The following is a 25530-nucleotide window of genomic DNA, read 5'->3' as shown; positions in this document are numbered from 1 at the left end:
CGGCGGTCTGCGGTCAAAAGGCCGTCAAGCGGCGGCGGCGCAGAATGCGCCGCCCCTCAGAATCCGTTTCCACCCGATAGGTCGGCAGCACGGGCGATGCGGGATCGGGCGGACCGTCGGCGATCTGCTTGTTGGCCGCGAGCGACTGCACATTCAGAATGGCCTCGGCCACGTCGTCAGGACGGGGCGTCGAGTGCACCGTGGTGATGCGACCGGCCGAATCGAGGCTCGCCGCGACCTCCACCGGCAACTCAACATGCACGTCGTTGAAGCTGCCGAGGTCGGGCGAATGCAGCTGCACCAGATTGCGTGCAGTGCCGCGGAGCTTGTTCGGGCTGAGGTCCTCGATGGATTGAAGCTTCAGGCCACGGTCGGCCAAAGCGGGTCTGAACACCGCTTCGCTGTTCTTGAAACCGGCGGCGCCAATGTCCTGCGAGATCAGCAAGGGGGCCTGCGACCAGGATGTGAAATCGGTGCCATATCGCAGGGTCTTCATCCCAAGTTTGCGGCAGGCCGCTATATGCTCGGCATTTTCCGTGATGAACAGCGCCTGATTCAAGCCGCCATCGACACCGGCGCGCTTAAAGGCTGTCTCGAACACCAAGGCATCGGGCTTTCTCGCGCCGGCATGGGTCGACAGCGTCACGCGTTCCTCGACCGGTTCGAAGAAGCGCCGCAGGCCGGTCCTGTCGAGCAACTCAAGGTATTCGGCAAAGGTCGCAGCGATCGCCCGTGATGTCCGCGGTTCAGGCATCGTGTAGTCCGAGACCAGGCACACGACCAGCGGCGCGTGGTCCGCCGTCTCGAAGGTCTCGATCACGCCGAGCGCGTCCTCGACGCCGGGAAACGGTTTTTCACTGGCGGAGTCGATCAGTGTATCGCCGAGATCGAGCAGCAGAGCCTTGATCATCCGTCATGCCTCGCCTGCGCGCGCGGTTGCTGCGCCAGCATAGCAGTTGCAGGGGCCGGATGGAATTGCGATTGCGAGCGTGCGACCGGATCGCCGGTCGCGCCTTACGCCGCCGGCGGCGGGGCCTCGTCGTCGTTGCTCGCCCGGTGCGGCTCGAGGATGTCGAGATGGATCCCGCCGCAATCGGTGCAGCGCATGGTCCAGTACTCGCACCCGGCGCGGCCGCCGATCACGCGAAGCACCGCGAGATCGCCATCGCATTCGGGACATTTCGACAGCACATTGCGGGCATAGATTCTCGGCCGCGGCGTGTCTTCGAATTCGATGACTGACATGACCGGTTCCCCCTTTATGCTGCGCTGTCCCTTGGTTCGCTTGGAGTCCCGCGCTTATTCGTCGTCGTGGTCGTCGGCCCGCTGGCGGAAGCGGTCGATGTGGTGCTTGGCATCGGCGATCGCCGCGTTCTGATCCGGCCAGGCGAAACCGACTTCCATGGCCGGAAACAGCACGCCGTCGATGGCGAGGGGGCTGAGATCGGCGCGGCGGATGCGGGCATGCCAGAGGCCTTTGCCGGCCTCGAAGGATTCGATGTCAAAGCCGTCGTAGATGGTCGTCATTGTAGTCCCCAAATGTTCCGTAAGTGTCTTGTTGAAGGGTCAGGGGACCACGTTTGGCGGGTTCAGTATGTGAAGCCATTCACAAGCGGCCGGCTTTTTTGCCCAGGGCCTCGTGGAACGGGCGTCAGTTCCGCGGCGCGGCGCGGCCGATCCGCCTGGCGGGGCGTGCGGCGGGCTCCGAGGCCGCCCGCATGATCCAGCGCCGGAACGCGGCGAAGTCGCGCTGCTCGGTCTGAAAACTGCGATACAGCAGGTACCAGCGCATGCCCTTGGGAACCGAGAGATCGAACGGCGCGACCAGCCGGCCGGCGGCGAGATCGTCGTCGATATAGGGCCGGATGCCCATGGCGATGCCGAGGCCGTCGGCGGCGGCCTGGAGCGCCTGGCCGTAGAACTGGAATTCCGGTCCGCGCGCGTTGATGCGGGTGAGGTTCGCCGCCTTGAGCCAGATCGGCCAATCCTCCGGCGAATGCGTGACGCGGATCAGGCCTGGCCCTTTGAGGTCGGCGGGCCGCTTCAGGCCGGTGGCGAGGCGAGGCACGCAGACCGGCGTGAGGTCGCCGGCGAATAGCGGCTCGGCGACCAGGCCGGGCCAGTCGCCGGTGCCGAGCTTGATGCCGCAGCTCCAGTCCTCGCCGAATGGGACCTCGGCACCACCGGTGGTGAAGCGCACCTCGATGTCGGGCTCCTCGCTGCGAAACTCCGACAGGCGCGGGATCAGCCAGCGCATCGCAAAGGTGTGGCCGACGCCGATGGTGAGCACGCGGACGCTGGAGGGCGCCGTCACCTGCGCGGTGAGGCTTGCCAGCGCGTCGAAGATCGGCGTCAGCCCGCCTTGATAGGCGCGGCCTGCCTGCGTCAGCACGAGCTTGTTGGCCTTGCGCTCGAACAGCGCGACGCCAAGACGTTCCTCCAGCAGATGCACCATGCGGCTGACGGCCGCCGCCGACACGCTGAGCTCGAGCCCGGCCGCCGCAAAACTGCCGGTCCGCGCCGCCGCCTCGAATGCCTTGATGCCGTTGAGAAACAGCAGCCGCCGCAAATGACCCACCCTCAGGAAAGCTGATGCAAGGCCAAGATAACTCAGTTTGCGCAGCCGGGGCAAGCGAGGCACAAGAATGAGAGTAATTCCAAGTTGTGTTTCGGGGCCGCCGCCGCGTTCTTCGCCTCTCCCCGCACGCGGGGAGAGGCCGGAGTTTGCGAGAGCAAATTCCGGGTGAGGGGGACTCTCCGCGAGTCCCTCTGCCACCTTCCTTGCGGAGACTCCCCCTCACCCCACCCTCTCCCCGCAAGCTGGGCGAGGGAGTGATGCAGCCTTCGTCCCTTACGTGCTTGCAGGAGAATCTCTCGTGACGCCCATCATGATCGCTGCCCTTGGATTGCTGATGGTCACCACCGCGTTCCTGTCGGGGCTGTTCGGCATGGCGGGCGGGCTGATCCTGATCGGCGTGCTGCTGGCGCTGATGCCGCTGCCGACCGCGATGGTGCTGCATGCGATCACGCAGATGGCCTCGAACGGCTGGCGCGCGTTCCTGTGGCGCGCGCATATCCGCTGGCGGCCGGTCGCGAACTACATGGTCGGCGCTGCCGTCGCGCTCGCGGCCTGGTCGCTCACCCGCTATGTGCCGGACAAGCCGATGGCGCTGCTGCTGCTCGGCATCACCCCGTTCATGGCGCGGCTGCTGCCGTCGAACATCAAGCCGGATCCCGACCGTCTCTGGCAGGGCACCGTCTATGGCACGATCTGCAGGGCTTGATGCTGATGACCGGCGTGTCCGGCCCGTTGCTCGACACCTTCTTCCTCGGCGGCGATTTCGGCCGGCGCGAGAAGGTGGCGACGAAGGCGATGTGCCAGCTCGTCAGCCATTTCACCAAGCTCGTCTATTTCGGCCGCATCATCGACCAGGCCGCGAGCCTCGATCCCGTGCTCGCCGGCGTCGCGATCGCAGCCTCTATGCTCGGCACCACGCTGGCGCGGCGCATCCTCGAAGCCATGACCGACCAGCAATTCGTGGCCTGGTCGAACAAGCTGATCACCACCATCGCTTGCTACTACATCGCCTATGGCGGCTGGCTCCTGCTTCGTACCCCGGTGCTGGCGGCTTTCGACAAGGGAGGTTTGCAATGAGCGAGATGGCCGACCCGCTGGTGCTGGACTTCGTCGAATGGATCGCGCGCGAGCCGCGCGCCTATGCCGAGGTGATCGCGACCTGGAAGACCTCATGCCCGCGTCTCACGATCTGGGAAGACGCCGCCGAGCGCGGCTACGTCACCCGCGAAACGATTGCAGGCGTGGGGCTGATCATCGCGGTGACGACGGACGGCGAGAAGTTGCTGCGCACGAACGGGCGGTGACACACACCTCCGCCGCCACATCGTCATTGCGAGCGCAAGCGAAGCAATCCAGAATGGGAGACCCTCACCCTGAGGAGCGCGCATCTTGCGCGCGTCTCGAAGGGCGAGGCCGAGATCGGGCCTTCATCCTTCGAGACGCGCGTTCCGCGCTCCTCAGGATGAGGCTCTGGCAGGGAAGGCCTTTCATGTCGCTCAAGCTCTTCGAACTCGTCGGTACCGATGCCGCGCGCCCGTTCAGCCCATATTGCTGGCGCACGCGGATGGCGCTGGCGCACAAGGGGCTGTCGGCGGAATCGCTGCCCTGGCGCTTCACCGAGAAGGGCGCGATTTCGCCGCACGGCTCGGAGAAGGTCCCGGTGCTCCTGCATCATGACAAGCCCGTGATCGATTCCTGGGCGATCGCGAACTATTTCGAAGACAATTTTCCAGACCAGCCGTCGCTGTTCGGCGGCGAGGGCGGCCGCGCCATGGCGCGCATGCTCAATGCCTGGGGCGACATCGCCATCGTCGGCGGCCTCTCTCTGCTGATCGTCGCCGACATCCCGAAAAACCTCGGCCAGGTCGACGCCGCCTATTTCCGCCAGTCGCGTGAGGCGCGGTTCGGCAAGCCCCTGGAAGAGGTCCAGGCGAGCCGCGAGACCGGCGTCGTCGCGTTCCGCAAGTCGCTCGAAGTAATGCGGCAGACGTTCAAGACGCAGGCCTATCTCGGCGGCAGCGCGCCGAACTATGCCGACTATATCGTGTTCGGCGGTTTTCAATGGGCGCGTGTGGTGAGCCCGTTCAGGCTGCTGGAAGTGGATGATCCCGTCTATGCGTGGCGCGAAAAACTGCTCGACGCGTTCGACGGCATGGCGCGGAAGTCGCCGGGGCACGCGGTGTAAGGCAGGCTCTCTCGACACCGTCGTCCCTGCGAACGCAGGGACCCATACCGCGTGATCTGAATGTTGCGGATGGTCGCATACCGAACGACGAGTCTTCGCCAAACGCCTTCCTGTGGTTATGGGTCCCTGCGTCCGCAGGGACGACACCGAGGTTGTGGCGATCCTCTCACGCTTAACGAGCCGCGCTCACCGCCTCCGCCGCCGCCTTCCTCAGACACTCCCGGCACAAACAATCCTCGCCCTTGACCGGCATCGGCAGGCGCGCCGTTTCCTCCGCGCACCAGCAGGTGCCCGAGAGATCGCAGCCGAATTCGGTGCCGCAACGGGAGCAGGCGAGGCGGCGCGGTTCCGGCAAGGGAAATTCGGAGGGAAATTCTTTCGGATTTGTCATGATTTGCCCAAAGGCTTCGCCGTCATTTTCATGCCGGGTTCATCTCCCGCTACGGTATATTAGGCGCTGCGCTCAGACTCGGAAAGCGGTTGGCAACGCGCGAAGGACACATCGATGGCCCGCGATTCGCAAGCTGCCCTCGTCGCGCTCAACCGTTTCGGTTTCGGAGCGCGCGGCGGGGCGTCCGGCGATCTCATCAACGCGGCCTCCGATCCGCGCGGCTTCGTGAAGGCGGAACTCGCGCGCCCCAACGGCGTGCTGCTGGAGGCGCCGGGCCTGCAATCGACACCGCAGCTGGGCCAGGCCGTGTTCGCCTATCAGGACCAGGTCAAGCAGGCGGGCGAGGCCGCAAAGGCTGCTGCGCCCGCTGAAGGGGCGCAGCAGGCACCGGCCGATCCGAAGCCGGGGCTGCGCCGCAATCTCTCGCTCAATGCGGCCGCGACCGAGATCGCCGGCCAGATGGCGGAGGCCAAGCCCGCCGACAATGCGGCGAAACCGGACGCCATGCAGCCCAACGCTGCCGCGCCCCCTGCCGCCAAGCCCGCGCCGCAGCCGCTCAACGTGATCCAGAAAACCTTTCGTGCCGAGGCGCTGGCGCGGTTGCAGCGCGCGACGCTGGTCGAGTGCGGCTTCACCGAGCGGCTGGTGGTGTTCTGGTCCAACCATTTCTGCATCTCCGCGAGCAAGGGCGAGCTGGCGCGGATCTGGGCCGGCGCGTTCGAGCGCGAGGCGATCCGGCCGCATGTGCTCGGGCGCTTCGCCGACATGCTGAGGGCGGTCGAGCAGCATCCGGCGATGCTGTTCTTCCTCGACAACCAGCAATCGCTCGGGCCGGACTCGCGCGCCGGGCAAAACCGCAAGCGCGGGCTGAACGAAAATCTCGCGCGCGAGATCATGGAGCTGCATACGCTCGGCGTCGGCGGCGGCTACACACAGGACGACGTCACCTCGCTCGCGCGCATCATCACCGGCTGGACCTTTGCCGGAAGGCAGGGGCAGCTCGGCACGCCCGGCTCCTTCGCGTTCAACGCCAACGCGCATCAGCCCGGGCCGCAGATGTTGCTCGGCAAGACCTACGAGCCGACCGGACTCGCGCAAGGCGAGGCCGCGCTCGCCGACATCGCGCGCCACCCTTCGACCGCCAATTTCATCGCCACCAAATTCGTCCGCCATTTCGTTGCCGACGATCCGCCGCCGGCCCTCGTGGCGCGATTGCGCGACGTCTTCGTCAAGACCGACGGTGATCTCAAGGCGATGGCGACGGCGCTCGTCGATTCCGACGAAGCGTGGAAGGCGCCGCTGACCAAGATGCGCTCGCCCTACGACTTCGTGGTCGCGAGTGGCCGGCTGCTCGCGCGCGTGCCGGAGGATCCCGGCGGCTATCTCAACAATCTCAATCTGCTCGGCCAGCCACTGTGGTCGCCGGCCGGTCCCAATGGCTTCCCGGATACCAGCGCGGCCTGGGCCGCACCCGAAGGCATCAAGCTCCGGCTCGACATCGCGGCACAAATGGGCGCGCGGCTTGGGCCCAATATCGATCCGCTCGACTTGCTCGAATTCGCCGCCGCTGATGCGGCGTCCATCGAGACGCGCAAAACCATCGAACGGGCGGAATCGCGCCAACAGGCATTGGCGCTGCTGCTGATGTCGCCGGAAATGCAGAGGAGATGATGATGATCGACTGCGTCGAGAACCGGCTCCTCACCTCGCGCCGCGGCCTCCTGCTCGGCGGCGCATCCTTCGCGGCATGGGCTTATTTGCCGAAATTCGCGCGCGCGGCCGGCGGGCGCGATCCGCGCTTGATCGTGGTGATCCTGCGCGGCGCGCTCGACGGGCTCTCGACCGTCGCGCCGCTCGGTGACCCCGATTATGCCGGCCTGCACGGCTCGATCGCGCTTGCCGCCGACGGCGCGCATCCCGCCATCATGCTCGATCCTTTCTTCGCGCTGCATCCGGCGATGCCGGAATTCGCGCGCATGTATCGCGACATGCATGCCGCGGTGATCCATGCTGTTGCGACGCCCTATCGCGACCGCTCGCATTTCGATGGCCAGGACGTGCTCGAAAGCGGCTATACCGGCCCCGGCCGCGTGCAATCCGGCTGGCTCAATCGCGCGCTCGAAGCGCTGCCGCGCGGCGAGCGTGTGTCGAGCGGGCTCGCGGTCGGGCCGACCACGCCACTGGTGCTGCGCGGCAATGCGCCGACCGTCGGCTGGGCGCCGGTGGCGCTGCCGCAAGCCGACGACGACACCGCGATGCGGCTGGTCGATCTCTATCGCCACCGCGATCCCGCGCTGGCTTCCGCGCTGTCGCAGGGCCTCCAGCTAGAGAAGGCCGCGAGTGGCGACGACATGAAGCCGAAGCCCGGCAATCAGGTCGCGCAGATGCGCCAGGTCGCGCGCGGCGCCGCAAAACTGATGGCGGCCGACGACGGCCCTCGCATTGCCGCGCTCGCCTTCGACGGCTGGGACACGCATGCCAATGAAGGCGGTCCGGTCGGGCGTCTGGCCTTCCTGCTCGGCGGCCTCGATGGCGCGCTTGCCGAGTTCGAAAGCGGCCTCGGCGAGCGCTGGCGCGACACCGCAATCGTCGTCGCCACCGAGTTCGGCCGCACCGCGCGCATCAACGGCACCGACGGCACCGATCACGGCACCGGAACGATCGCGCTGCTCGCCGGCGGCGCAGTGAAAGGCGGCCGCGTCATCTCCGACTGGCCCGGCCTCAAGCTCGCCAACCTCTACGAAGGCCGCGACCTCAAGCCGACCACGGATTTGCGCTCGGTAATCAAGGGCGTGCTGCAGGGACAGTTCGGCCTGTCCGATCGCGTGCTGGCGGAGACGGTGTTCCCGGACAGCGCCGCTGCGCGGCCGATGAAGGGACTGGTGGTGTAATAACAGCCACCGTCATTCCGGGCCCGCGCCTTGCGGTGTGTCCCGGAATGACGACATGATGAGCCGAGCATCAGGAGATCACCCCCATGTACATCGCCATGAACCGCTTCCGCGTCACCAAGGGCTCTGAAACCGCTTTCGAACAGGTCTGGCTCTCGCGCGACACGTTTCTCGACGGGGTGCCGGGCTTCGTCGAATTCCATTTGCTGCGCGGCCCCGAGCTCGAGGACCACACGCTTTATGCCTCACACACGATCTGGGCGAACCACGCCGCGTTCGAGGCCTGGACCAAGTCGGAGGCGTTTCGCGCGGCGCATCAGCGCGCTGGCGATAACAAGCCACTCTATCTCGGCCATCCCCAGTTCGAAGGCTTTGAGGTGATGCAGACGGTGGGACGCGGCGCGAAGTAACGCGCCGCGCTTTAAACATCAGCCCTGCGTGATCTTGTCGATCTCCGCCATCTCATCGGCGCTGAGCTTCCACGCGATCGCCTTGACGTTCTGCTCGATCTGCTCGACGCGGGTGGCGCCCGCGATGACGCTCGAGACCTGCGGGCGGCCGGCGAGCCACGAGAAGGCGAGCTCGAGCATCGAGTGTCCGCGCGCTTGCGCAAAGGCCTGCAGCTTCTCGACGATCGCCTCGTTGCGCGGGGTGACGTAGCGGTCGCGCAGTCGCGGAGTTTGGCCAAAGCGGGTGTCGCCGGGTGCGGACTCACCCTTTTTGTATTTGCCAGTCAGAAGTCCGCTTGCGAGCGGGAAGAACGGCAACAGGCCGAGCTTGTATTCCGTTGCTGCCGGCAGCAGGTCCTTCTCGATGTCGCGCACGACCAGGGAATATTCGTCCTGGCAGGAGACGAAGCGGCTGACATTCATCGCGCGCGCGACGTACTCGGCCTCGGCGATCCGCCACGCGGGAAAGTTCGAATTGCCGATGTAGCGGACCTTGCCCTGGCGGACGAGATCGTCGAGCGCGCGGAGACTCTCCTCGATCGGCGTCAGCGGGTCATAATCGTGCTGCTGGTAGAGATCGATGTAATCGGTCTTCAGCCGCTTCAGGCTCGCGTCCACGGCCGCCATGATGTAGCGGCGCGAAGCGCCCTGCTTGGTTCCGTCCTCCGCCATCGGCTTCGAGTATTTCGTCGCCAGCACGATGTCCTTGCGGCGATCGCCCAACACGGCGCCGAGCACGTTTTCCGAGCCGCCCATGGCCGAATAGATGTCGGCGGTGTCGAACAGCGTGATGCCGAGATCGAGCGCGCGATGGATCACCTTGCGCGAGGCCTCCAGGTCGATGCGCTGGCCAAAATTGTTGCAGCCGAGCCCGACCGCGGACACGCGCAGGCCGGAGGCGCCGAGATTACGAATTTCCATGGGAGGTCCTGTCAGGAGAAAGCGGGCCATTGTGGCTGCGCTGCCCGCTAGCGGCAAGGCGTCGCCTTGCGTTGCTGCCATGCTGCCGGGAACTGAAGCCAAAAAAAATGCGGCCCCTGTCAGACGCGGCGACTGACGGGGACCGCTTTGGGGCGCTTGATCGGTGACGGGGGGGCTGATCAGACGCAGGTGCAACGTAGTCCCGCTATGTTACGCGCGGGTGACAGGCAGAGTTATCCACAGGGACTGCGCGACTGCCGCGATCAGAAGATCTTGCGATAGACGATGAAGCCGGAGCGCTCGGCGACCTTGTCGTACAGGCTCTGCGCCGTGACGTTGGTCTCGTGCGTCTGCCAGTAGACCCGCGGGGACCCCGCGAGCTTTGCGCGCTCGTAGACGTCGTAGATCAGCGCCGAGGCGACGCCCTTGCCGCGCGAGGCCTCCAGCGTGAACAGGTCCTGCAGATAGCAGGACGGTTCGATCGCCGTGGTGCTGCGGTGAAACAGATAGTTCGTCATGCCGAGCAGCTTGCCGTCGCTCTCGGCGACCAGCCCATGCACCGGTTCATAGCCATCGAAGAAGCGCTGCCACGTCATCCGCGTGATTTCGGGGGCCAGCGCGGTCGGGCCGGAGCGGCCGTAGAAAGCGTTATAGCCATCCCACAACGGCAGCCATTGATCGTAGTCCTGTTTCGTGACGGAGCGAATGGTGAGCGACATGTGGGTTTCCGCGATCTCGGAGGACGCAAGGCGATGAAGCGTCCTTCATACGTGATGATCGCACTGCCGATCAATCGCGCCGTCGCATCACTCCGCGACGCGCAAGTACCGCATCAGCCTGCGGCCCGCGGGATCGCGCAGCGAGCGGTAGTACTCGGCGCGCGCGGGCGGGTCGGTGTGGCGCACGAGGTCGGTCACGGGCGTGTAGCCCAGCATGCGCCCGCCATCGGGCAGGACGGCGCAGACGAAGCGCAGCACCTCGCCATTGCGCAAGGCGATGTTGATCGGCGTGGCATCGCCGATCCGCACCATTTGCATCCGCTGCGCGATGAAGGTGCCGAGCTCATCCTCGGGCAGCTCGAACGCGCCGGTGTCGCGACCGTGATACATCAGCGCAATGAAGGGCGGCTTGCCGTCGGCCACTTCGTCCGGCAGCGCAAAATAGTCGCGAAATGCGCGGTTGATGAATTCGGCACGCGTTTCGGCGTCGAGCAGCACGATGCCGATATCGACCTGGTCGAGCGCGGCCGACAGCCGCGCGGCGGTGGCGTGGCTCTGGCGCTCGGCGGCGAATGTGCCGAGCAGCCGCTCGCGCATCAGGCCGGTGATTGCGGCCGTGCCGGCAGTCGTCACGGCGAGGAGGCCGAGCCGGACCAGATCCGCCGCCGCATAGCCCGGCAGGGCCCGATGGGCCAGAAAGAACAACGCCGCGCCGATCACCGCGACGGCGGCGCTGGTCATGGCGGAAGCGAGACCCGACAGTGAGCCGGCGAGCGCCACGATGCAGACGAACAGGGGCGCAGGCGAGGGAACATGGATATAGCGATCGAGCAGGATCGCCAGCAGCGCAATTGCCGCTGTCAGCGCCGGACCGGAGATCGCACGCCATCCGAACCGCATGGGCCAGTCTCGCTCCTCCCGAACGAGGTAAGGCCGCAACACTGGCCGATCGTTGCGCCCATGCGATGCGATTTCATGCGGTGCGCTTAAGGAGCACTTGCCGGCAAGGGCAAAGCTTTCGGATGATTTTAGGCCAAATGCGCGTGCCTGAGGCGCTGCTGCTGCGCCGGCGCATTCAGCGTCGACGTCCCCGAGCTCTTGCGCACGCCGGTGAAAATCAACAGCGATGCCGCGACCAGGATGGCCGCAGTCAGGGTGATTGCAACGACTACCACAGGCGATTTCATCGGTGTCCTGTCGCGATGCCGGTCGGCGCGGGCCGCGTGGCACCTTGAAGGCGGGTCCGGGATGAAACGGGGATCAGACCGGCAGACCCATCGCCATGGTCGCCTTGGTCGACAGCACAGTCAGGGTGACGATCAGGCACAGCGAGAGCGCGGCGACGGCGAGCGAGGCCACGACCGCGTTGGTCAGCCGGGAAGACGAAACGGTAGCGGTTTGGCCCCGAAAGCCTGCCGTGCCGGACGCCCGAATCATGGTCTAAATCCTTCAACGTGCGAGCGAATCACCCGCGACTCGAACAATTTCCCCGTTTCAACCGGCAATATTGGGGCGGCCATAGCGTCGAAAATGGCGAGAATGCGGCATAGGCTGTCCTTATGCCCGCTATTCCCGGAGCCAGCGCGCCGTCAGGCGCCCGCCGCGATACTGGCGGGGTCGTCGACGTCGGCGGGCCGCCAGTCCATCGCCACGAAGCCGGGTGCAGCTTCCACGCGCTTCAGCCAGTCCCGGATCGCCGGGAAGGTCGAGAGGTCGTAGTCGCAGCGCTCGGCGAGGTGGGTGTAGCCGTAGAGCGCGATGTCGGCGACCGTGAGCTGGCGGGCGGCGAAATAGGCGTTGGTCTTGAGGTGGTTCTCCATCACCTGGAGCGCGCCATAGCCGCGCTCCATCCAGTCTTCCAGGGAGTGGGTCTGGAGATCGCGGCCGCCCTTGACCAGCGACAGCCAGAAATAGGCGGCGCCGATGTTCGGCTCGAGCGCGTGCTGCTCGAAGAACATCCATTGCAGCGCCTCGGCGCGGTCAATGCGGTTCTCGGGCGCAAGCGGCGTGCCGACCGCGACGTACCAGAGGATGGCGTTGGACTCGGCGAGATAGCGGTCGTCGCCGACCTCGAGCAGCGGCACCTGTCCCGACGGGTTCTTGGTCAGAAAGTCGGGCGTGCGACTCTCGCCGCGCAGAATGTCCACCTCGACTGCTTCGTAAGGCACGCTCAACAGGGCCAGCGCAAGGCGGACCTTGTAGCTGTTGCCGGAGCGTTGCATCGAATAGAGCTTGTACATTCTGGAGTTCGTTCCGAGGACGGGAAGGCGCGGTGTTCGTTGCCCCGCACCGCGGCTAAACAATGATGCCGTTGCGAATCCGCCGCAAGACCCGCGCCATAGAAAAACTCGAAAACCCTACCGCACCGCAATGCCGCGAAAGATCATTTTCGTGCGACGCTGCAAATCGGATCACGCTTGCGTTAGCGCGCGGCCGCACGTTCGTGCGGGACGGTTGAACGATCGTGATCGCCTCGGCCGCTGACGGCCAAAGTCTTTCAAAGCAAATCGCTCAAAGGTTGTCTCAAGCGTCCTGTCGAGCGTCAGACTGCCGTCAGCTTCATGGCGGCGCGCAACGCGCAAAATTGCTCCGAGGACAGGCCTTGCCGGATATGAGGGATTCCGGCGGCAAAGTTACGGAAAATTGCGGGAAATCGCGCCTTGAAACGCTCCAGATCCGTAAACTTTTTCGAGATCGGACCGAAGTTTCTTGCAGCGCAGCGGCACACGTTTTAGGGTGGCTCATTCCCACAATCGGAGTCGTGAGGCCAAAGGGTTCACGACGCTTGTCAGGAGATGACGATGTCCTTCCTTGCCGCTGCGCTCGACCGTGTGAAGCCGTCCGCGACCATCGCGGTCACGGATAAAGCACGTGCGCTGAAAGCGGCGGGCCGCAACGTCATCGGCCTCGGCGCCGGCGAGCCCGACTTCGACACGCCCGCCAACATCAAGCTGGCTGCGATCCATGCCATCGAAGCCGGCAAGACCAAGTACACCGCCGTCGACGGCATTCCCGAGCTGAAGGAAGCCATCATCGGCAAGTTTCAGCGCGAGAACGGCGTGGCCTACAAGCCGAACCAGATCATCGTCGGCACCGGCGGCAAGCAGGTGCTGTACAACGCGCTGATGGCGACCATCAATCCGGGCGACGAGGTGATCATCCCCGCGCCGTACTGGGTCAGCTATCCCGAGATGGTGGCGCTCGCCGGCGGCGAGCCGGTGCCGGTGGTCTGCACCGCCGCGACCGGCTTCAAGCTGCAGGCCGAGGCGCTCGAGCGCGCGATCACGCCGAAGACCAAATGGGTGATCCTGTGCTCGCCGTCGAACCCGACCGGCGCGGCCTACACCAGGACCGAGCTGAAGGCGCTCACCGACGTGCTGGTCAGGCATCCGCATGTGTGGGTGATGACCGACGACATGTACGAGCACCTCGTCTATGACGACTTCCAGTTCACCACGGTCGCGCAGGTCGAGCCGAAACTCTACGACCGCACGCTCACCGTGAACGGCGTGTCGAAGGCCTATTGCATGACCGGCTGGCGCATCGGTTACGCCGGCGGTCCGGCGCAGCTGATCAAGGCGATGTCGACGATCCAGTCGCAGTCGACCTCGAACCCGTCGTCGATCGCACAATGGGCCGCGGTGGAAGCGCTGAACGGTCCGCAGGACTTCATCCCCGCCAACAACAAGGTGTTCAAGGAGCGCCGCGACCTCGTGGTCTCCATGCTCAACCAGGCCAAGGGCATCGAGTGCCCGCGTCCCGAAGGCGCGTTCTACGTCTATCCCTCCTGCGCCGGCACCATCGGCAAGACCGCACCGTCGGGCAAGGTGATCGACAATGACGAGACCTTCGTGACCGAGTTGCTGGAGACCGAAGGCGTCGCCGTGGTGCAGGGTTCGGCCTTCGGCCTCGGCCCGGCGTTCCGCATCTCCTACGCGACCAAGACCTCGGATCTCGAAGACGCCTGCAAGCGCATCCAGCGCTTCTGCGGTAATCTCCGCTGAGCCTGTCGCGAATACCTATCGAAAAGGCCCGCCTCCGGCGGGCCTTTTTATTGTTTGCACGCTTATCGTCACGCGTGATCTGGCACCACCACGGCTGTTGTGGCATAGACCATCGCGCAACACGGGTGGGGCGCTCTCTCTGCTCGCATCACATTCATCGCCGGAGATATTCATGCGCCGTTCGTTCATCCTCGCCGGGCTCGCCGCGGCCAGCCTCGTTGCCTCCGTCGCAAACAGCAGCGCGCAGCAGCAGCGGATGGTCCGGGTCGGCGTGCTCGAATGCCGCGGCGGCGCCAGCGTCGGCTTCATCGTGGGATCGGTGACCCATCTCGGCTGCGTCCTGCGTGCCGACGGTTTGCCGGAGGATCGCTACGTCGCGACCATCCGTAAAGTGGGCCTCGACATCGGCATCACCCAGGAGACCACGCTTGCATGGGGCGTGTTCGCGCCGGTCGATCGGCTCGGCCCCGGTGATCTCTCGGGCAACTATGCCGGCGCGCAGGGCAGCGCCTCAGTCGGCGTCGGTATCGGTGGCAACGCGCTGGTCGGTGGCTCCAACAATTCGATCGCGCTCCAGCCGCTCAGCGTACAGGGCCAGGTCGGCCTCAACGTCGCCGCCGGCCTCGAGAGTCTGGAACTCCGTCCGGGTCGTTGACAATTTCGCGTGTGCAGATCGCGTCGGTCCGACGCGATCTCGGCAACGACGCACCGCAGCGATTTTTGATGCTTGCCAAATCTCGGGGACGGGCAGAGCATCGGCGTTTGCCGACCCAATCATGGGCCGAGCTCCACACCAAGGAGGCGGCGAATGGGACAAGACGTCAGAAGTCCCCGAGGTCCACGGTGCATCGCACTGGTGGGCCCATTCCAAAGCGGTAAAACCACACTTCTCGAAGCAATACTGGCGCGAACGGGCGCAATCCCCCGCGCCGGCAGCGTCGACGCCGGAACATCCGTCGGCGACGCCTTCCCGGAGGCCCGTCATCACAAGATGACCGTCGGCCTGACTGCCGCCACCACGAGTTTCATGGGCGACAGCTACACCTTCCTCGATTGTCCCGGTTCCGTTGAGTTCGCCCACGACATGCGCGCAGCGCTTCCCGCTGTCGACGCCGCGGTCGTGGTCTGCGAGGCCGACGAGAAGAAGCTGCCGCAGCTTCAGATCATCCTGCGCGAGCTTGAGGAGCTGAAGATCCCGCGTTTCCTGTTCCTCAACAAGATCGACCGCGCCAACAAGCGCATCCGCGAGACGCTGGCGACACTCCAGCCCGCCTCGCGCGTACCGCTGGTGCTGCGCCAGATCCCGATCTGGAAGGGTGAGCTGATCGAGGGCTTCGTCGATCTCGCGCTGGAACGTGCGTTCGTCTACCGCGAGCACAAGGCCTCCGAGGTGGTCGCGCTCGAAGGCGGAGATCTCGATCGTGAGAAGGAGGCCCGCTTCTCGATGCTGGAGAAGCTCGCCGATCACGACGACGCGCTGATGGAGCAACTGCTCGAGGACATCCAGCCCCCGCGCGATGCGGTGTTCGACGATCTCGCCCGCGAATTGCGCGAGGGGCAGATCTGCCCCGTGCTGCTGGGTGCCGCCGCGCGCGAAAACGGCGTGCTGCGCCTGATGAAGGCCCTGCGCCACGAGGCGCCCGGCATCGAGGAGACTGCAAAGCGTCTCGGTGTGCCGGCCAGCAAGGAGGCGCTCGGCTACGTCTTCAAGACGCTGCATTCGCAGCACGGCGGAAAGCTGTCGCTGACGCGATTGCTCGCCGGCCATCTCGACGACGGAGCCACGCTGCAATCCGCCTCCGGCGGGAGCGGTCGCATCTCCGGCATCCTCGCCGTCAACGGCGCCTACGATACCAAGCGTGCCGCGGCCGAAGCCGGCGACACGGTTGCGCTCGCCAAGGTCGACCCGATCAAGACCGGCGACACGGTCTCGAGCGGCAAGTCCCCGCCGGCTGCGCTGTTCGCCCCGGAGCCGACGCCGCCGGTGCTCGCGATCTCGGTCGCCGCTACCGATCGCAAGGACGACGTCAAGCTCGGCCAGGCCCTTGCCCGGCTGCATGAGGAGGATCCTTCGCTCGGCGTCGTGATGAACGCCCAGACCCACGACACCGTGCTGTGGGGCCAGGGCGAAATGCATCTGCGCGTGGCGAGCGAGCGGCTGCGCGACCGCTTCGGCGTCAAGATCACCTCGCATCCACCCGCGATCGGCTACCAGGAGACCATCCGCAAGCCGATCGTTCAGCGCGGCCGCCACAAGAAGCAGTCCGGCGGTCACGGTCAGTTCGGCGATGTCGTGCTCGACATCAAGCCGCTGCCGCGCGGCGAGGGCTTCAAGTTCACCGAGAAGGTGGTCGGCGGCGCGGTGCCGCGCAACTATATCGGCGCGGTGGAAGAGGGTGTTGTCGACGGGCTCACACGCGGCCCACTCGGTTTCCCCGTCACCGATCTGCAGGTGACGCTGACCGACGGCTCCTATCACAGCGTCGACTCCTCCGACCTCGCCTTCCGGACGGCGGCGCGGGTCGGACTCAACGAAGGCCTGCCGCAATGCCAGTCGGTGCTGCTGGAGCCGATCCACGTGGTCGAGATCGTCTGCCCGACCGACGCCACCGCCAAGATCAACGCGATCCTGTCGGCGCGGCGCGGCCAGATCCTCGGCTTCGACACCCGTGACGGCTGGAGCGGATGGGACTGCGTCCGCGCCATGATGCCAGAAGCGGAGATCGGCGAGCTGATCGTCGAGCTGCGTTCGGCCACGGCTGGAGCCGGCAGCTTCACCCGTCAGTTCGACCACATGGCCGAGGTGACCGGCCGCGCCGCCGACCAGATCATCGCCGCGCATCAGCACGCGGCGTGATGTAAGGGAAGCACGGCTCTCTCACTCCCTCTCCCCGTTCTTTACGGGGAGAGGGGCTGTTTCCGCGCGCACCGTGAAAACTGGACTCACACAGCCTCCTCCTCTCCGTCATTGCGAGCGCAGCGAAGCAATCCAGAGTCTTTCCGCGGAGGGATTCTGGATTGCTTCGTCGCTTCGCTCCTCGCAATGACGGTGGAGACGGACGGGTCGTACGGCAAACTCCCTTGCGTTCGCCTTGCAATGATGTATTTTACATCATTGTACATGCTCCAGATATCACTTATAAACTCTGATACGTGAGGCCACGGTGATCACGTCGTTCCAGATGCGGGCAGCCCGCGCGCTGCTTGGCATTGACCAGAAAGCCCTGGCCGAGCTCGCCGGCGTTTCGCTGCCGACCATCCAGCGGATGGAGGCCAGCACCGGCAATGTGCGCGGAGTGGTCGAGACCTTGATCAAGGTGGTCGAGGCGTTCGACCGGGCCGGCGTCGAGCTGATCGGCGAGCAGGCCCGCAGCGACAGCGGCGGGCGGGGCGTTCGCCTGAAGGAGCCGGGACCGCCGCGCCGCGTGGGAGCATGATCGCGTTGATCGTGCTCGGGATGAGCTAGCGCATCGTCGCACGCGCGCGCTGCACGATGCACCGGAGCATTGTGGGCAGCGGAGCACTCTGCGGACATGAGCATCACTGGCGAACACGCAGGCAAGCTGCATCAGCTGCGTCGACCGACCTTTGCCGAACTCTATCTCCCCAAGCTCGTCACCGTCTGGCGCGAAGGCTACGGCCTCGCGGATCTCCGCGCCGATGTGTTCGCGGGCCTGACGGTTGCCATCGTCGCGCTGCCGCTGTCGATGGCGATCGCAATCGCCTCGGGCGTGACGCCGGACCGCGGGCTCTACACCGCTGTCGTCGGTGGCTTCATCGTGTCGCTGCTCGGCGGCAGTCGCTTCCAGATCGGCGGGCCCGCCGGCGCCTTCATCGTGCTGGTCGCGGTCACCGCGGAGCGGCACGGCGTCGACGGCGTCATCCTCGCCACCCTGATGGCGGGCATGGTCCTGATCGCCGCGGGCCTGTTGCGGATCGGCACCTACATCAAGTTCATTCCCTACCCCGTCACGGTCGGCTTCACCGCGGGCATCGCCGTGATCATCTTCGCCAGCCAGCTCCGCGATCTCGGCGGGATCACGCTGGCCGGGAAAGAGCCCAGCGAATTCGTGCCGAAACTCGTTGCGCTCGCCGCAGGCCTGCACACGATCAATCCCTCCGCCGTCGCGGTCGCGATCGTCAGCATTGCCGTCATCGCCGGCCTGCGGCGCTGGCGGCCGTCCTGGCCCGGCATCCTGATCGCGGTCGTGCTCGCGGCGGTCGCGACTGCCGTGCTGTCGCTGCCGGTCGAAACCATCGGCAGCCGGTTCGGCGGCATTCCGCGCGAATTGCCGTCGCCGGCTCTGCCGGCGTTCTCGTTTGCGAAGGCGATGGCCGTGCTGCCGGATGCGATCTCGTTCGCGCTGCTCGCCGCCATCGAATCGCTGCTGTCGGCGGTGGTGGCCGACGGCATGACCGGTCGCCGCCACCGCTCCAATTGCGAGCTGGTGGCGCAAGGCGCGGCCAACATCGGCTCGGCGTTGTTCGGCGGCATCTGCGTCACCGGCCTGATCGCGCGCACCGCCACCAACATCCGCGCCGGCGGACGCGGGCCGCTCGCGGGCATGCTGCATTCGGTCTTCCTGCTGCTGTTCATGCTGATCGCAGCGCCGCTCGCGAGCTACATCCCGCTGGCCGCGCTGGCCGCCGTGCTCGTCGTCGTCGCCTGGACCATGGCGGAGAAGCACGAATTCGCAACGCTCTTGCGCTCATCCTGGGGCGATGCCGTCGTACTGCTTGCGACCTTCCTGCTCACCATCTTCCGCGACCTGACCGAAGGCATCCTGGTCGGGTTCGCGCTCGGCGCGGTGCTGTTCATCCACCGCATGGCGGAGATGACGGGCATCGAGGAGCGCTCCCCGCTGGTGGCCGCCGATCGTCCCGATGACGGCAATGGCGAGCGCGTGCCTTACGATCCCGCGCTCGCCATCGATCGCGACGTGCTGGTCTACCGCATCACCGGCGCGTTCTTCTTCGGTGCCGCCTCGGCAATCGGAAACGTGCTCGACGGCATCGCCGACCAGCGCAAGGGTCTTGTGGTCGATTTCGCCGCGGTGCCGTTCCTGGATTCGACGGCCGCCAACGTGCTCGGTCGCGTCGCCGTCAAGGCGCACCGCCACGGCATCCGGCTGTTCATCACGGGGGCGTCGCCCGCGGTTCGCCGCGCGCTGCTCACCCACGGCGTGACGCCGCCGCGTGCGCGCTATCGCGCGACGATCGCGCGTGCCGTCGCCGACATCAAGGGAGGCGCGGCGCGGCCCGTGGCCGATGACGCGGCCGCGACCTGACGGCAGCGCACTTCTCAAGCCGGCCGATTTGATCGAGACTGCCGCGTCACGGCGGTGGTGCAGGGAATGCTGGATTCGCGTCGCAATATTGCGCTGGCCTGCACGCTCAGCATGCTGGCGGGCTATGTCGACGGCATCGGCTTCCTGCATCTCGGCGGCCTGTTCGTCTCGTTCATGAGCGGCAACTCCACGCGTCTCGGCGTCAGCCTTGCCGAAGCGCAGTGGTGGCAGGCCGCCAGCGCCCTGGGCCTGATCGCGCTGTTCGTGGCGGGAGCTGCGGCCGGCAGCCTCGTCGTGCTCGGCGGCGGGGCCGAGCGGCAGCCCTGGCTGCTCCTCATTGAAACCGGGCTGCTTGCGGGTGCCGGACTTTGCCATGCCTACGGCCTGTCGAACCTCGCGATCGCGGCCATCGTGCTCGCGATGGGCCTGGAGAACGCCGTGTTCCAGATCGACGGCGGCGCGGGCCTCGGCCTCACCTACGTCACGGGCGCGCTGGTCAAGGTCGGCCAGTTCCTCGCGGTAAGCCTCACCGGCGGGCCGCGCTGGAATTGGGCGCCGAACCTGCTGTTGTGGGCGGCGCTCGTTGCGGGCTCGGCGAGCGGCGCGCTCGGCTATGCCTGGATCAACCTCGCCGCGATCTGGTTCGCCGCCGCCGCGGCGCTGGCTTTGGCTGCGATCGCGGCCGCGGCGATGCGGCGGCCGCGCGCTTGACAGAGCCGGCGGGACGCGAAATGGATCGGCCTCGAACACGACCCGAGGGACAGATGACCGCGCTCAGGACTCCCGCAGCCTGTTTGATCGGATGGCCGGCCGCGCATTCGCGCTCGCCGCTGATCCATCGTTACTGGCTGCGCACGCTCGGGATCGAGGGAGGCTACGTCATCGAGGCGGTCCCGCCCGAGGATCTGCGCGACTTCGTGCTGCGGCTGTCGCTGCGCGGCTTCGTCGGCGCCAACGTCACCATCCCGCACAAGGAAGACGTGCTGGCGCTGTCCACGCCCGATGCGCGTGCCAGGGCCGTCGGCGCTGCGAACACGCTTTGGTTTGCCGACGGCGAGCTGCGCTCGACCAATACCGATGTCGAAGGCTTCATCGGCAATCTCGATGCCGGAGCGGCCGGTTGGGACAGCGCGGAAGAGGCATTGGTGCTCGGGGCCGGCGGTTCCTCGCGCGCGGTCGTGTTCGGCCTGCTCGAACGCGGCATCAAGCGCATCCACCTCGCCAACCGCACCGTCGCGCGCGCCGAGACGCTGGCAAAGCAATTCGGGCCGAACGTGCATCCGATTCCCTGGGACGGCATCAACGACGTGCTGCCGCGCGCAAGACTTCTCGTCAACACGACCTCGCTCGGCATGCACGGCCAGCCTTCACTCGATGTCGACGTGGCGCGCCTGCCGGACGGGGCGGTCGTCGCCGACCTCGTCTATGTTCCCCTGGTGACGCCGCTGCTGGCGGCTGCGAAGGCGCGCGGCCTGAACACCGCCGACGGTCTCGGCATGCTCCTGCATCAGGCGGTGCGCGGCTTCGAGCTGTGGTTCGGCCAAAGGCCTGCTGTCACGGCCGAGCTGCGTGCACTGGTCGAGGCCGATCTCACAAAGACTTGAAAGGGTAACGGCGAATAGCACCCCACCTCCGGAGTTCTATCCCCGTGGGGACAATCCGGAGACCGTCATGCCTGTTCAACGTGCAACTTTCACACGTCCGCTCATCGCCGTCGCGATGGTGGCCGCTTCCACCCTCTATGCCGTCGCGCAGAGGGCGCCGGTGCCGACGCGCGTGCGCGGCACGATCGAGAGCGTCAATGGCGACACCATGCAGGTCAAGTCGCGCAGCGGCGAGGACGTCAAGCTTCGCATCGCCTCTGACGTGAATGTGTCGGGCGTTACCAAAATTTCACTCGCCGACATCAAGGTCGGCTCCTTCGTCGGCGCCACCACGGTGCCGGGTCCGGACGGCGGCCAGAACGCGGTCGAGGTCCACGTGTTTCCGGAGAGCATGCGCGGCACCGGCGAGGGCTCGCGGCCCTATGACCTCAAGCCGAACTCCACCATGACCAACGCCACGGTGTCGGAGAGCGTGGTCGGCAATGACGGCCATACGCTGCTGGTGAAATACAAGGACGGCGAGAAGAAGGTGTTCGTGGCCGACAACACGCCGGTCGTGACCTTCGTGCCCGGCGACAAATCCGAGCTGAAGGCCGGGGCAAAAGTCGTCGCCTTCATGAAGCAGCTGCCGGACGGCTCGTTTGAAACCAACCGCGTCAGTGTCGGCCTCGACGGCCTGACACCGCCGATGTGAAGGAGAATCGCAACATGTCGAAATCAAGCTGGATGCCGCGCCTGTTCGTAGCGGCGTTCGCCGTCGCTTCCATGTTCTCCGCCTCGGCGCAGCAGTCGCCGACGGTCCGCATCCGCGGCACCATCGAGAGCGTCGACGGCAACACCCTCGGCATCAAGACGCGCGAAGGCAGCGACGTCAAGGTGCGCATGACCGACAACGTCGCGGTCTTCGCCGTGGTGAAGACCTCACTGTCGGAGATCAAGGAAGGCTCCTATATCGGCGTCACCGGCATGCCCCAGCCCGACGGCACGCAGAAGGCGATCGCGGTGCACATCTTCCCCGAGAACCAGCGCGGCGCGGCCGAAGGTTTTCGTCCCTGGGATGCGCGCGCCAACTCGACCATGACCAACGCGACCGTGGCGCAGACGGTGGAAGGCACCGACGGCCAGAACATCACCGTCAAGTACAAGGACGGCGAGAAGAAAGTGGTGGTGCCGCCGGATACGCCGATCGTCACCTTTGTCGCCAGCGACAAATCCGAGATCAAGCCCGGCGCCAAGCTGATCATCTTCGGCGCGGCGAAGAAGGAGGACGGCTCGCTCGAGGCCAACCGGGTCAATGTCGGTCGCGACGGGATTACGCCGCCGATGTGAGGGACTAGCGCTGAACTCGTAGGGTGGGCAAAGGCGCACTTGCGCCGTGCCCACCACTTTCCCGCGTTTCGCGAAATTGGTGGGCACGCTTCGCTTTGCCCACCCTACGGCGCTGCCGCTACGCCTCACACCGCAATGATGTGATCGTCGATCTCGTCGATCCTGTTGACGCCGCACAGGCCCATGGTCGTGAGCAGCTCCTTCTGGATGATGTCGATCGCCTTGGCGACGCCGGCCTGGCCGCCGGCACCGAGGCCATGGGCGTAGGCGCGGCCGATCATGCAGGACTTTGCGCCGAGCGCGAGCGCGCGCATCACGTCCTGGCCGGAGCGGACACCGCCGTCGAACATGATCTCCATCTGCGAGCCGACTGCGTCGACGATCTCCGGCAGCGCCTCGATCGAGGACGGTGCGCCGTCGAGCTGACGGCCGCCATGGTTGGAGACGACCAGCGCCTGGGCGCCCGTCTTCGCAGCGAGCTCGGCGTCCTCGACGTCGAGGATGCCCTTCAGGATCAGCTTGCCCGGCCAGATGCTGCGGATCCACTCGATGTCGTTCCAGTTCAGCGAGGTGTCGAACTGCGAGTTGATCCAGGTCGACAGCGAGGTGATGTCGTCGCTGACCTTCAGATGACCGGCGAGATTGCCGAAGGTGCGGCGCTTGCCCTGCAGCACGCCCGACACCCAGGCCGGCTTGGTGGCGAAATCGATCAGCTTCGACAGCGACCATTCCGGCGGCACCGTCATGCCGTTCTTGATGTCCTGGTGGCGCTGGCCGATCACCTGGAGATCGACGGTCAGCACGAGCGCGCTGCATTTCGCCGCCATCGCGCGCTGGATCAATTCCTTGATGAAGCCGCGGTCCTTCATCACGTAGAGCTGGAACCAGAACGGCTTCTCGACATTGGCGGCGATGTCCTCGATCGAGCAGATCGACATCGTCGACTGCGTGAACGGGATGCCGGCGGCCTGCGCGGCGCGGCAGGCGTGAATCTCGCCGTCGCCATGCTGCATGCCCAGGAGGCCGACGGGCGCCAATATCAACGGCATGGTCGAGGACTCGCCGAGGATCATGGTCGAGGTGTCGCGCCTGGAGACGTCGACAAGGACGCGCTGGCGGAACTTGATCGCCTGCATGTCCTCGCGGTTGGCGCGCAGCGTTTCCTCGGCATAGGAGCCGCGGTCGCAATAGTCGAAGAACGCCTTCGGCACGCGGCGCTGATGCAGCGTGCGAAGATCGTCGATACAGGTGATGTGCTTCATGAACGTTTCCCCGGCCCGTCTTGCATCAGAAGTCTTGCTTCAGAAGTCTTGCATCGGAAGATCGAGGGGTCATCTAGCATGGTTGGATGCACAGCCAAATCGTTTGGGAGGAGGGCGCCATGAGCAAACCGCGCGGCCAGCCGACACCGGAAGAGATCAAGGAGAAGCAGGATCTCGACGACGCGCTGGAGGAGGGTCTGGAAGAGACCTTCCCGGGGTCCGATCCCGTCAACGTCACCCAGCCGGCGCCGAGCCGCCAGGACGGCCATGTGAAGCGCTCCGACTAGGGGCGGGTTCCGCTCCGTTCCGCCCTGTCGGCCGGAAATATAGTGCTAACAATAAGTTACCGGGGCGCCTTGGGCCCGGTCCCGTAATGATTAATCACATTTTTTGAAGCCAAGTTGGCCGCGAAGGCATTATAACGTCTCAGCAAATCAGGGATGCGGGTCCCTTTCGGGCATCCCGTAGTTGTAGAGGGGTCCCTGGTTGTTGCGTGGGGGACGATATGAGCCGCAAATATTTCGGGACGGACGGGATCCGGGGCCGCGCCAACGGACTGATCACGCCGGAGCTCGCGCTCAAGGTCGGCCAGGCCGCAGGCCTTGCGTTTCAGCGTGGTGACCATCGCCACCGGGTCGTGATCGGCAAGGACACGCGTCTGTCCGGCTACATGATCGAATATGCGATGGTCGCGGGTTTTACCTCGGTCGGCATGGACGTGCTGCTGGTCGGCCCGATGCCGACGCCGGCGGTGGCGATGCTGACCAAGTCGATGCGCGCCGATCTCGGCGTGATGATCTCGGCCTCGCACAATCTGTTCGAGGACAACGGCATCAAGCTGTTCGGCCCGCAGGGCTTCAAGCTCTCCGACGACGTCGAGAAGCAGATCGAGCAGCTGCTCGACGAATCCCTCGACAAGCGGCTCGCTCAGAGCGCGAGCCTCGGCCGCGCCCGCCGTATCGACGGCGTGCATGACCGCTACATCGAATTCGCCAAGCGCACGCTGCCGCGCGATCTCTCGCTCGACGGCCTGCGCGTCGTGGTCGATTGCGCCAACGGCGCCGCTTACAGGGTGGTGCCGGAAGCGCTGTGGGAATTGGGCGCCGACGTCGTGCCGATCGGCGTCGAGCCCGACGGTTTCAACATCAACAAGGAATGCGGCTCGACCTCGCCGGAAACGCTGTCGAAGAAGGTGCGCGAGATGCGCGCCGACATCGGCATCGCGCTCGATGGCGACGCCGATCGCGTCATCCTGGTCGACGAGCGCGGCCACACCGTCGACGGCGACCAGCTGCTCGCGGTGATCGCGCAGAGCTGGAAGGAAGACGGCCGGCTGTCGCGGCCGGGCATCGTCGCCACCGTGATGTCCAATCTCGGCCTCGAACGCTTCCTCAAGGGGCAGGGGCTCGATCTCGTGCGCACGCCGGTCGGCGACCGCTACGTGCTCGAGCAGATGCTGAAAGGCGGCTACAATCTCGGCGGCGAGCAGTCCGGCCACATCATCCTGTCCGACTATGCCACCACCGGCGACGGCTTCGTTGCGGCGCTGCAGGTGCTGGCCGTGGTGCAGAAGCTGCGCCGGCCGGTGTCGGAGGTCTGCCACCGTTTCGACCCGCTGCCGCAGATCCTGAAGAACGTCCGCTACAAGAGCGGCAAGCCGCTCGAGGATTCCGACGTCAAATCGGCGATCTCCGACGGCGAGAAGCGGCTCAACGGCCACGGCCGCCTTCTGATCCGCTCGTCCGGCACCGAGCCCGTGATCCGCGTCATGGGCGAGGGCGAGGACCGCCTGCTGGTCGAGGACGTCGTCGACACCATCGTCTCCGCGCTCGGACAGGCGGCGGCCTGAGGCGCATCGCTACGCGAAGCACGATCGTAGCCCGGATGGAGCGCAGCGAAATCCGGGGAT

The 25530-nt window shown here is 65.9% G+C and carries 28 protein-coding genes and 1 pseudogene; 17 read left to right on the top strand and 12 right to left on the bottom strand.

Going from position 1 to position 25530, the window contains the following annotated elements:
- Positions 1-13: 13 nt before the first annotated feature.
- The 4 genes from AB7245_RS39740 to AB7245_RS39725 form a co-directional block, all read right to left on the bottom strand.
- Positions 14-910 carry an HAD family hydrolase gene (locus AB7245_RS39740; RefSeq protein WP_085399298.1) on the bottom strand — a complete coding sequence of 299 codons (897 nt, stop codon included), beginning with the start codon at positions 908-910 and terminating at the stop codon, positions 14-16.
- Between the two features lie 104 nt (positions 911-1014).
- Positions 1015-1245 (bottom strand): hypothetical protein, encoded by a 231-nt coding sequence (locus tag AB7245_RS39735; protein WP_063985544.1) that lies wholly within the window; start codon positions 1243-1245, stop codon positions 1015-1017.
- 54 nt (positions 1246-1299) lie between these two features.
- Entirely contained in the window at positions 1300-1527 is a 228-nt protein-coding gene (locus AB7245_RS39730; RefSeq protein WP_439035582.1) for a hypothetical protein, read from the bottom strand.
- 124 nt (positions 1528-1651) lie between these two features.
- The gene (locus AB7245_RS39725) at positions 1652-2569 is read right to left on the bottom strand and encodes a LysR substrate-binding domain-containing protein (protein ID WP_063985542.1); all 918 of its coding nucleotides are present in this window, start codon (positions 2567-2569) and stop codon (positions 1652-1654) included.
- Between the two features lie 307 nt (positions 2570-2876).
- Here AB7245_RS39725 and AB7245_RS39720 point away from each other — a divergent pair.
- The 3 genes and pseudogenes from AB7245_RS39720 (at position 2877) to AB7245_RS39710 (ending at position 4763) form a co-directional block, all read left to right on the top strand.
- Positions 2877-3655 (top strand): annotated as a pseudogene (locus AB7245_RS39720) (TSUP family transporter).
- The gene (locus AB7245_RS39715) at positions 3652-3882 is read left to right on the top strand and encodes a hypothetical protein (RefSeq protein WP_085399300.1); all 231 of its coding nucleotides are present in this window, start codon (positions 3652-3654) and stop codon (positions 3880-3882) included. Before AB7245_RS39720 ends, AB7245_RS39715 begins: the two are co-directional and overlap by 4 nt.
- Before the next feature lie 185 nt (positions 3883-4067).
- Complete coding sequence (locus tag AB7245_RS39710) at positions 4068-4763, top strand: glutathione S-transferase family protein (protein ID WP_439035581.1); 696 nt, start codon at positions 4068-4070, stop codon at positions 4761-4763.
- 172 nt (positions 4764-4935) lie between these two features.
- Here AB7245_RS39710 and AB7245_RS39705 read toward each other — a convergent pair whose 3' ends face one another.
- Positions 4936-5154 carry a cysteine-rich CWC family protein gene (locus tag AB7245_RS39705; RefSeq protein WP_085399301.1) on the bottom strand — a complete coding sequence of 73 codons (219 nt, stop codon included), beginning with the start codon at positions 5152-5154 and terminating at the stop codon, positions 4936-4938.
- A 114-nt stretch (positions 5155-5268) separates the two neighbouring features.
- Here AB7245_RS39705 and AB7245_RS39700 point away from each other — a divergent pair, with 114 nt between their 5' ends.
- The 3 genes from AB7245_RS39700 to AB7245_RS39690 all read left to right on the top strand — a co-directional run bounded on the left by AB7245_RS39700 (position 5269) and on the right by AB7245_RS39690 (position 8455).
- Positions 5269-6825: a DUF1800 domain-containing protein gene (locus AB7245_RS39700; RefSeq protein WP_439035580.1), complete on the top strand. Its 1557-nt coding sequence runs from the start codon at positions 5269-5271 to the stop codon at positions 6823-6825.
- Between the two features lie 2 nt (positions 6826-6827).
- Positions 6828-8045 (top strand): DUF1501 domain-containing protein, encoded by a 1218-nt coding sequence (locus AB7245_RS39695; protein WP_167768214.1) that lies wholly within the window; start codon positions 6828-6830, stop codon positions 8043-8045.
- Positions 8046-8131: 86 nt separating this feature from the next.
- Complete coding sequence (locus AB7245_RS39690) at positions 8132-8455, top strand: antibiotic biosynthesis monooxygenase family protein (RefSeq protein ID WP_085399303.1); 324 nt, start codon at positions 8132-8134, stop codon at positions 8453-8455.
- Positions 8456-8473: 18 nt separating this feature from the next.
- Here AB7245_RS39690 and AB7245_RS39685 read toward each other — a convergent pair whose 3' ends face one another.
- From AB7245_RS39685 to AB7245_RS39660, 6 genes are all read right to left on the bottom strand, one after another.
- On the bottom strand, positions 8474-9415 hold the full coding sequence (locus tag AB7245_RS39685; protein WP_028151823.1) for an aldo/keto reductase: 942 nt from the start codon (positions 9413-9415) through the stop codon (positions 8474-8476).
- 263 nt (positions 9416-9678) lie between these two features.
- A complete protein-coding gene (locus AB7245_RS39680) occupies positions 9679-10134 on the bottom strand; it encodes a GNAT family N-acetyltransferase (RefSeq protein ID WP_085399304.1) in 456 nt (151 codons plus the stop codon).
- 87 nt (positions 10135-10221) lie between these two features.
- On the bottom strand, positions 10222-11034 hold the full coding sequence (locus AB7245_RS39675) for a PAS-domain containing protein (protein ID WP_085399305.1): 813 nt from the start codon (positions 11032-11034) through the stop codon (positions 10222-10224).
- A 128-nt stretch (positions 11035-11162) separates the two neighbouring features.
- On the bottom strand, positions 11163-11309 hold the full coding sequence (locus tag AB7245_RS39670) for a hypothetical protein (RefSeq protein ID WP_162137015.1): 147 nt from the start codon (positions 11307-11309) through the stop codon (positions 11163-11165).
- A gap of 85 nt (positions 11310-11394) precedes the next feature.
- The gene (locus AB7245_RS39665; RefSeq protein WP_167768215.1) at positions 11395-11571 is read right to left on the bottom strand and encodes a hypothetical protein; all 177 of its coding nucleotides are present in this window, start codon (positions 11569-11571) and stop codon (positions 11395-11397) included.
- Between the two features lie 152 nt (positions 11572-11723).
- Entirely contained in the window at positions 11724-12374 is a 651-nt protein-coding gene (locus AB7245_RS39660) for a glutathione S-transferase family protein (RefSeq protein ID WP_071909583.1), read from the bottom strand.
- 561 nt (positions 12375-12935) lie between these two features.
- Here AB7245_RS39660 and AB7245_RS39655 point away from each other — a divergent pair.
- From AB7245_RS39655 to AB7245_RS39615, 9 genes are all read left to right on the top strand, one after another.
- The gene (locus tag AB7245_RS39655; RefSeq protein ID WP_039157959.1) at positions 12936-14138 is read left to right on the top strand and encodes a pyridoxal phosphate-dependent aminotransferase; all 1203 of its coding nucleotides are present in this window, start codon (positions 12936-12938) and stop codon (positions 14136-14138) included.
- 172 nt (positions 14139-14310) lie between these two features.
- Entirely contained in the window at positions 14311-14793 is a 483-nt protein-coding gene (locus AB7245_RS39650; protein ID WP_085399306.1) for a DUF992 domain-containing protein, read from the top strand.
- 153 nt (positions 14794-14946) lie between these two features.
- On the top strand, positions 14947-16995 hold the full coding sequence (locus AB7245_RS39645) for an elongation factor G (protein WP_085399307.1): 2049 nt from the start codon (positions 14947-14949) through the stop codon (positions 16993-16995).
- Between the two features lie 307 nt (positions 16996-17302).
- Entirely contained in the window at positions 17303-17575 is a 273-nt protein-coding gene (locus AB7245_RS39640) for a helix-turn-helix domain-containing protein (protein WP_014492044.1), read from the top strand.
- Between the two features lie 96 nt (positions 17576-17671).
- A complete protein-coding gene (locus AB7245_RS39635; RefSeq protein WP_085399308.1) occupies positions 17672-19426 on the top strand; it encodes a SulP family inorganic anion transporter in 1755 nt (584 codons plus the stop codon).
- Positions 19427-19492: 66 nt separating this feature from the next.
- A complete protein-coding gene (locus tag AB7245_RS39630) occupies positions 19493-20137 on the top strand; it encodes a YoaK family protein (protein WP_085399309.1) in 645 nt (214 codons plus the stop codon).
- Between the two features lie 53 nt (positions 20138-20190).
- Positions 20191-21030, top strand: a complete 840-nt coding sequence (locus tag AB7245_RS39625) for a shikimate dehydrogenase (RefSeq protein ID WP_085399310.1) — start codon at positions 20191-20193, stop codon at positions 21028-21030.
- A gap of 67 nt (positions 21031-21097) precedes the next feature.
- Positions 21098-21724 carry a hypothetical protein gene (locus tag AB7245_RS39620; protein ID WP_085399311.1) on the top strand — a complete coding sequence of 209 codons (627 nt, stop codon included), beginning with the start codon at positions 21098-21100 and terminating at the stop codon, positions 21722-21724.
- 14 nt (positions 21725-21738) lie between these two features.
- The gene (locus AB7245_RS39615) at positions 21739-22359 is read left to right on the top strand and encodes a hypothetical protein (RefSeq protein WP_085399319.1); all 621 of its coding nucleotides are present in this window, start codon (positions 21739-21741) and stop codon (positions 22357-22359) included.
- Between the two features lie 125 nt (positions 22360-22484).
- On the opposite strand, the gene AB7245_RS39610 is transcribed toward AB7245_RS39615, so the two are convergent.
- On the bottom strand, positions 22485-23621 hold the full coding sequence (locus AB7245_RS39610) for an alpha-hydroxy acid oxidase (RefSeq protein ID WP_014492050.1): 1137 nt from the start codon (positions 23619-23621) through the stop codon (positions 22485-22487).
- A gap of 119 nt (positions 23622-23740) precedes the next feature.
- On the opposite strand from AB7245_RS39610, the gene AB7245_RS39605 reads away from it, so the two are divergent.
- Together AB7245_RS39605 and glmM are read left to right on the top strand one after the other, a co-directional pair.
- Entirely contained in the window at positions 23741-23908 is a 168-nt protein-coding gene (locus AB7245_RS39605; RefSeq protein ID WP_166103414.1) for a hypothetical protein, read from the top strand.
- Between the two features lie 218 nt (positions 23909-24126).
- Entirely contained in the window at positions 24127-25470 is a 1344-nt protein-coding gene (glmM, locus tag AB7245_RS39600) for a phosphoglucosamine mutase (protein ID WP_063985528.1), read from the top strand.
- Positions 25471-25530: the final 60 nt, after the last annotated feature.

The sequence above is a fragment of the Bradyrhizobium sp. 604_D8_N2_3 genome (assembly GCF_051810765.1).
GTDB classification, from domain to species: Bacteria; Pseudomonadota; Alphaproteobacteria; order Rhizobiales; family Xanthobacteraceae; genus Bradyrhizobium; species Bradyrhizobium barranii.
This window is presented reverse-complemented; position numbering and strand designations above follow the sequence as displayed.